The following is a 7347-nucleotide window of genomic DNA, read 5'->3' as shown; positions in this document are numbered from 1 at the left end:
GCTCAGGCGGGAGGGCGACCGGGCCCGGTCCGTGAACGGCCCGCGGACGCTTCGTCAGCCGGTGACCATGGTCTTGCCGGGGAGCGTGCTCCAGCCGCTCCACCCGCTCTTCCCCGGCTGGTACGAGGCGTGGTTGAAGGCGCCGTTCTGGCCGGTGGCGAAGAGGTCCAGGGTGCCGGCCGCCGCGTTGAACGTCGCGGTCGGGAAGCGACCGGTGGTGAACCGCCAGTCCCCGACGTTGGTCCAGTCGCTCCACGGCTTGCCGTCGGGCTGCCACGCGGCGCGGGCGAGGACGCCGTTGCCGTCGACCGCGAACAGCGCGAAGCCGCCGGTGGCGGGGTCGAAGACGGCGGTCGGCGAGCCCGCGAACCCGCGGCCGGGGACCTCGTACCAGCCGCTCCACTTCGTCATGCCCGGGGTGTAGTAGGCGTGCGCGACGGCCCCGCTGGTCCGGGTGGCGAAGACCTCCACGACCTTGGTGACCGGGTTGTAGGCGGACGTGGGGCTGCCGGTGAACCTCACGTTGTCGTCCTGGGCGTACCAGGGGTTCCAGTCCTGGCCCGGCAGCCAGTAGCTCTGCTTCAGCACGCCGTCGGTGTTGACCGCGAACAGCTCGATGGCACCGGTGGAGGGGTTGTACAGGGCGCTCGGGCTGCCCGTGAACTCCTTGTTGGCCTTGATGTCGTACCAGCCGCTCCACCCCGCCGTGCCCACGGTGTAGTAGGAGTGCGCGACGGCCCCGTTGGTCTGGGTGGCGAAGACCTCCGCGGTCTTCGTCGCCGGGTTGTAGACGGCGGTGGGGCTGCCGGTGAACCTCTTGTCGGTGGGCTGGTAGTACCACTCGATCCAGCCCTTGCCGTCCGGCAGCCAGTAGGTCTGGCTGAGCACGCCGTCGGTGCCGATGGCGAACAGCTCGATGGCACCGGTGGCGGGGTTGAACACGGCGGTGGGGACGCTCGCGAACTGCCAGTCGCCGCCGACCCGCGTCCAGTCGCTCCAGGTCGTGCCGTCCGCGCTGGAGGCGGACACCACGTGGCGGTCGCTGTCGACGGCGAAGACCGTGGTGGTCTTCCGGACCGGGTCGTAGACCGAGCTGCGGGCGGCCGGGTTGGCGGTGACGGTGTCCCACCAGCCGTCGCGGACCTGGTTGATCCACGCGCCGAGGTCGTCGACCCGGGTGCTGTACGCGCCGGTACGGGTCTCGGTGGCGGGCACGCCCAGGCAGCCGCCCTGCCACGAGCGGGAGGCGACGGCGACCAGCTCGGCCTTGCCGTTGACCTCGCGGACGGCGGGGGCACCGGTGTCGCCCTTGCAGACCGCCGCGCCGCCCGTCCCCGTGATGCCGACGCCCGTCGCGCTCACCGTGTCGAGGCTGAACGCGCCGGAGTGGAGCCGGTTCGGGAGCCACTCGGTCTTGGTGCGCCCGTACCCGGGCACCCGCAGGGTCTGGCCGGCGGTCGGGGCGGTGGTGGCGACCGCGAGCGGGGCGACGCCGGTGACGGGGACGGCCAGGCGGGCCAGGACCAGGTCGCGGTCCTGACGCGGCGCCAGCTCCACCACGTCCGTCACGACACCGGCGCCCGTGGCCAGGTCGGTGCGCCCGACGGTGGCGGTGGTCTTCCACTTCGGCGCACCGGCGGCCAGTGCCTGCGGCTGCGCCGGGTCGTCGGAGAAGCACGAGGCGGCCGTGGCCACCCAGTAGCGGTCCACCAGGGCGCCGGTGCAGACGCGCACGTTGTCGCCGATCGCCAGGCGGACGGTGTAGGCGTAGGAGCCGTCGGCGGGCGCGTCGCCGACCACGGCGCCGGCCGGGACGATGCTGCACAGCGTGCCGGCGGCAGCGGCAGCGGCGAGTACGCCGGCCCGCCGGGAGCGGACCTGGGACTTGCGGGGCATGAGGGATCTCCAGGGAGCGTTCGCGGTTCGTCGGATCGTTCGGATCGTTCGGGGAGGACGGCACCCCGCGGGTGCGCGGGGTGCCGGTGGCGCGTTCGACCGGTGGCCGCAGCGGGCCTGCCGCGGGTCAGGGGGCGGAGGGGCCGCCGTGGAAGCGGACCCAGAGCGGGCCGCCCTGGCCCTGCGGGTCGACGGACCAGAGCGTGCTGTTGACGTCCCTGACGTAGGTGACCAGGTGCTTGCTGACCGGGTCGACGACGGTCTGCGGGACGGCGTCGGCGGCCAGCGCGGTGCCCGACGGGGTGAGCGCGAACTCGGTCCACTTCCCGGTGGCGAAGTCCAGCGCGTTCAGCCGGTTGTTCGGCCCGTTGACGTACACCACGGTCCGGTTGCCGGCCGTGTCGGCGATCGCGACCGGGTCGGTGGCGGCCATCACGCCCCAGTCGCGCCAGCCCGGGCCGTACGGGTCGACGGACCACAGGTGGTTGGCGGCGTCGCGGACGAAGGTGGTGAAGTGCCCGGTGGCCGGGTCGACCACGGTCGAGGGGACCGCGTCGGGGGCCAGGGCTGGCGGGATGAACTCGACCCGGCCGGCGCCCCGGCGGTCGATGGAGTTCAGCCGGTTGTTCGGCCCGTTGACGTACACCACGATGTGGCCGTCGTTCGGGTTGACGACCGGCACCGGGTCGGTGGCGGCCAGGCCGCCGAAGTCGTACCAGCCCTCGCCCTGCGGGTCGACGGACCACAGGTGGTGGGCGGTGTCGCGGACGAAGGTGACCAGGTGGCCGGTGGCCGGGTCGACGACCGTGCGCGGCACGGCGTCGGGGGCCAGCACCGTCCCGGCGGGGGTGGGGATGAAGTCGGTCCACTTGCCGGTGGTGCGGTCGTAGGACCAGAGCTTGTTGTCCGGCCCGTTGACGTACACGATCACGTGGTTGTCGGCCGGGTTGGCGATCGCGGTGGGGCGGGCGGCCGCGAAGCCGCCCAGGTCGGTCCAGCCCTCGTTCTGCGGGTCGACCGACCACAGGTGGTTCTTGCTGTCCTGGACGAAGGTCAGCGGGTGCCCGGTGGCCGGGTCGACGACGGTGAACGGCGAGCCGGTGACCTTCGTCCCCGACGGGGTCGAGTGGCGGACGTTGGTGATCCACACGCCGAGGTCGTCGACCCGGGTCGCGTACGCGCCGGTGCGGGTCTCGGCGGCCGGGGTGCCCAGGCAGCCGCCCTGCCAGGAGCGGGAGGCCACGGCCACCAGCTCGGCCTTGCCGTTGACCTCACGGATGGCGGGGGCGCCGGTGTCGCCCTTGCAGACCGCCGCACCGCCCGTCCCCGTGATGCCGACGCCCGTCGCGCTCACCGTGTCGAGCGAGAACGCGCCGGTGTGCGGCTTGGCCGGCACCCACTCGTCCTTGGTCCGGCCGAAACCGGGAACACGCAGCGACTGCCCGGCCGTCGGCGCCGAGGTGCCCACCTCCAGCGGCGTCACACCGTCGACCGGCACGGCCAGACGGGCCATCACCAGGTCGCGGTCGGCGCGCGGCACCAGCTCGACCACCTGGGCCGACGTGGCACCGACGGTGGCGGTGGTGTTCCACTTCGGCTTGCCGGCCGCCAGGGCCTGCGGCTGCGCCGGGTCGTCGGAGAAGCAGGAGGCGGCGGTGAGCACCCAGTACTGGTCGATCAGCGCGCCGGTGCAGCCGCGCAGGCTGTCGCCGATGACGATCCGCGCGGTGGTGGCGGAGGTGGTGTCGGCCGCGGCGCCGCCGGAGACGGCGCCGGCCGGGGCGAAGGTCGTCAGCGCGCCGGCGGCAGCGGCCGCGACGGCTGCCAGCACACCCGCCCGCCGCGGGCGGAGCTGGGACTTGCGGGACATGGGGACTCCCCTTCGGGTCGGTGGGTGGGAGCCCGCGGGGGCGGTCGGTCTCGCGCCGACGGCCCCCGCGGGGCACGGGTACGGGACCCGGGTCAGCCGGTGGTGGCGGCGATGCCCTGGATGGCGCTGCTGGCGACCTCGTAGAAGGTGGTCCAGCTGCCGTCGGCCTTCTTGTCGGCGGTCCAGATCTTGGCGTCGGTGCCGATCGCGAACAGGCGGATGGTGTCGCCGATGGTGGTGGCGGCGACCTGCTTGACACCGAGGACGTCGGGCACCTTCTCGAAGGTGGTCCAGGGGCCGTTGCCGGTGCTGTCGGTGGTCCAGATCTGGCTGTCGGCACCGACCGCGAACACCCGCACGGTGTTGCCGATCGTGGTGGCGGCGATGTGCTGGATGCCGCTGCTGGGGATCGCCTCGAAGGTGCTCCACGTGCCGGCGGTGTAGTCGCCGGTGCTGGTCCAGATCCGGCCGTCGCCACCGATCGCGAACAGGCGCACGGTGTTGCCGACGACGGTGGCGGTCACCTGCTTGATGGCGCTGCTGGGCAGCGGCGAGAACGCGCTCCAGGTGCCGGCCGCGTAGTCGCCGTCCGCACCGTAGATGCGCTCGTCGCCGCCGATGGCGAACAGGCGCACCTTGTCGCCCATGGCGACGGCGGTCACCTGCCGGATGCCGCTGTTGCCCGGCACGACCTCGAACGGCGACCAGGCGCCGGAGGCGTCCCTGGTGGTGGTCCGGATCCGCTGGTCGCTGCCGATGCCGAACAGGCGCACCTTGTCGCCCATCGTGACGGCGCTGACCTGCCGGACGCCGCCGCTGTTCGGTACGGCCTCGAAGGTGCCCCACACGTTCGTGGTGTACGCGCCCTCGTTGGCCCAGATCTGGCTGTCGCCGCCGACCGCGAACAGCCGGCTGGCCGGACGGGAGACCCGCACCTGGTTCACCCAGCCGGCGAGGTCGTCGACCCGGGAGCTGAACGCGCCGGTCCGGGTCTCGGTGGCCGGGGTGCCCAGGCAGCCGCCCTGCCACGAGCGGGAGGCCACGGCCACCAGCTCGGCCTTGCCGTTGACCTCGCGGATCGCCGGGGCACCGGTGTCGCCCTTGCAGATCGAGGCGCCGCCGGTACCGGTGATGCCGATCGCGGTCGCGCTCACGGTGTCGAGGGTGAACGCGCCGGTGTGGAGCTTGGACGGCACCCACTCGTCCTTGGTCCGGCCGAAGCCGGCGACGCGCAGGCTCTGCCCGGCGGTCGGGGCGGCGGTGGCGACCGCGAGCGGGGCGATGCCGTCCACGGGCGTGGCGAGACGGGCCATGACGAGGTCACGGTCGGCGCGCGGCACCAGCTCGGCCACCTCGGCCGACTTGGCGCCGAGCGTGACGGTGGTCTTCCACTTCGGCTTGCCGGCCGCCAGGGCCTGCGGCTGAGCCGGGTCGTCGGAGAAGCAGGAGGCGGCGGTGAGCACCCAGCTGCGGTCGACCAGCGCGCCGGTGCAGGCGCGCAGGTTGTCGCCGATCGTCAGACGGGCGGTGGCGGTGTAGGTGTTGTCGGCAGCCTCGGGGCCGACCACGGCACCCGCCGGAGAGACGGCGCTCAGCGTGCCGGCGGCGGCGGCCGCGACCAGCACACCCGCCCGACGGGAACGGAACTGGGACTTACGGGACATCAGGAATTCCCCCCTGAGGAGTGACGAGAAGGTGGCGCCCCGCCGGACGGGCGACCGGACGGCGGCCGGTCCGGCGGGACGCGGTGCGGTGCGGGTCGGGGTCAGCCGGTGGTGGCGGCCGTGATCGCCCTGACGCCGGTGGCGCCGCCGGGGACCTCGCCCCACGGGGTCCACCGGCCGGCGTTGTAGTCGGCGTCGCGGTTGTAGACCTTGTCGTCCTCGTTGATGGCGACGACGTGGATGACGTTGCCCTCGGCGCTGCTGGTGATCGCCTTCAGGTGGTTGTCGCTGATCTTGGTCCAGACGGGGTCCCAGCGGCCGAGGTCGAAGTTGCCGTTGGTGCTGAAGAGCGAGCCGTCGGAGCCGATGATCTGCAGGTCGACGATGTTGCCGCGGGCGGCGGCGGTGATGCCCTTGACGTCGACCGCACCGCCCGGGACCTCGGCCCACGGGGTCCAGCTGCCGTCGGGCCGGTTGTCGCGGGTGTAGACCTTGCCGTCCTCGTTGATGACGAAGACGTGGCCGACGCCGTCGGCGGTGGTCGCGCTGGTGATCGCCTTCAGGTTGTTGACGCTGACCAGCTCCCAGGAGCCGACCCACCGGCCGGCGGTGTAGTCGCCCCGGGTGCTGTACAGGGAGCCGTCGACACCGATGATCTGCAGGCCGACGGTGTTGCCGCGGGCGGACGCGGTGATGCCCTTGACCCCGACCGCACCGCCCGGGACCTCGGCCCACGGGGTCCAGTAGCCACCGACCTTGCCGTCACGCGTGTAGACCTTGCCGTCCGAACCGACGACGAAGACGTGCACGGTGTCGCCGATCGCCACCGAGTCCACGGCGGAGAGGGCACCGCTCGGGACGGGCGACCACTTGCCGAGCCAGCTGCCGGCCTTGTAGTCGGCCACGGTGTCCCACAGCTTGGTGTCCGACCCGATGACCTGCACGTGCAGGCCGGCCGTCACCTCCGTCGTACGGAACCGCACCTCCTGCACCCAGCCGCCGATGTCGTCGACCCGGGAGCTGAACGCGCCGGTCCGGGTCTCGGTGGCCGGGGTGCCCAGGCAACCGCCCTGCCACGAGCGGGAGGCCACGGCCACCAGCTCGGCCTTGCCGTTGACCTCGCGGATGGCGGGGGCGCCGGTGTCGCCCTTGCAGATCGCGGCGCCGCCGGTGCCGGTGGTGCCGATGCCCGTCGCGCTCACGGTGTCGAGGGTGAACGTGCCGGCGTGGAGCTTGTTCGGCACCCACTCGTCCTTGGTCCGGCCGAAACCGGGAACGCGCAGGCTCTGCCCGGCCGTCGGGGCAGCGGTCGCCAGCGGCAGCGGGGCTATGCCGTCCACGGGCGTGGCGAGACGGGCCATGACGAGGTCACGGTCCTGACGCGGCACCAGCTCGGCCACCTCGGCCGACTTGCCGCCGACCGTCACGGTCGTCTTCCACTTCGGCGCACCGGCGGCCAGGGCCTGCGGCTGCGCCGGGTCGTCGGAGAAGCAGGAGGCCGCGGTGAGCACCCAGTAGCGGTCCACCAGCGCGCCGGTGCAGGCCCGCAGGTTGTCGCCGACCACCAGACGGGTGGTGGCGGTGTAGGTGTCGTTGGCGGCCGCGTCGCCGACCACGGCACCCGCCGGAGAGACGGTGCTCAGCGTGCCGGCGGCGGCGGCCGCGACCAGCACACCCGCCCGCAGGTTGCGGGTCGAGGAGTTGCGAGGCATAGGGGATTCCCGGAGGTGAGAGGTGGGAGGTGGATGCGGGCGGTGGCCGTCAGCCGGTGACGGTCAGTTCGAGGAGGCTGGTCGCGTTGCCGTTGCTGCCCTTGCCGACCGGCTGGAAGCCGTCCTTGGGGACCTCGAGGGTCTGCTGGGTGGTGCCGTCGGTGAGGCCGGCCCGGACGGCGCGGCCGCCGGAGGTCTGGATGGC

General features: G+C 73.2%; 4 protein-coding genes. All 4 read right to left on the bottom strand.

Going from position 1 to position 7347, the window contains the following annotated elements; genetic code table 11:
• Positions 1–54: 54 nt before the first annotated feature.
• The gene (locus tag ACFU7Z_RS32790; protein ID WP_380781528.1) at positions 55–1896 is read right to left on the bottom strand and encodes a trypsin-like serine protease; all 1842 of its coding nucleotides are present in this window, start codon (positions 1894–1896) and stop codon (positions 55–57) included.
• 127 nt (positions 1897–2023) lie between these two features.
• Positions 2024–3766 (bottom strand): trypsin-like serine protease, encoded by a 1743-nt coding sequence (locus tag ACFU7Z_RS32785; RefSeq protein ID WP_380781526.1) that lies wholly within the window; start codon positions 3764–3766, stop codon positions 2024–2026.
• A 92-nt stretch (positions 3767–3858) separates the two neighbouring features.
• On the bottom strand, positions 3859–5430 hold the full coding sequence (locus ACFU7Z_RS32780) for a trypsin-like serine protease (RefSeq protein ID WP_380781523.1): 1572 nt from the start codon (positions 5428–5430) through the stop codon (positions 3859–3861).
• 101 nt (positions 5431–5531) lie between these two features.
• The gene (locus ACFU7Z_RS32775) at positions 5532–7142 is read right to left on the bottom strand and encodes a trypsin-like serine protease (RefSeq protein WP_380781521.1); all 1611 of its coding nucleotides are present in this window, start codon (positions 7140–7142) and stop codon (positions 5532–5534) included.
• Between the last annotated feature and the right edge of the window lie 205 nt (positions 7143–7347).

The sequence above is a fragment of the Kitasatospora sp. NPDC057518 genome, from assembly GCF_042802075.1.
Taxonomy (GTDB): Bacteria; Actinomycetota; Actinomycetes; order Streptomycetales; family Streptomycetaceae; genus Kitasatospora.
Note: the sequence above shows the minus strand (reverse complement) of the source record. Positions and strands in the feature narration are given on the sequence as shown.

Excerpts from the sequence above, each read along its gene's own strand:
- ACFU7Z_RS32790 (WP_380781528.1), bottom strand. The coding sequence starts at position 1,896 with ATGCCCCGCAAGTCCCAGGTCCGCTCCCGGCGGGCCGGCGTACTCGCC.
- ACFU7Z_RS32785 (WP_380781526.1), bottom strand. The coding sequence starts at position 3,766 with ATGTCCCGCAAGTCCCAGCTCCGCCCGCGGCGGGCGGGTGTGCTGGCA.
- ACFU7Z_RS32780 (WP_380781523.1), bottom strand. The coding sequence starts at position 5,430 with ATGTCCCGTAAGTCCCAGTTCCGTTCCCGTCGGGCGGGTGTGCTGGTC.
- ACFU7Z_RS32775 (WP_380781521.1), bottom strand. The coding sequence starts at position 7,142 with ATGCCTCGCAACTCCTCGACCCGCAACCTGCGGGCGGGTGTGCTGGTC.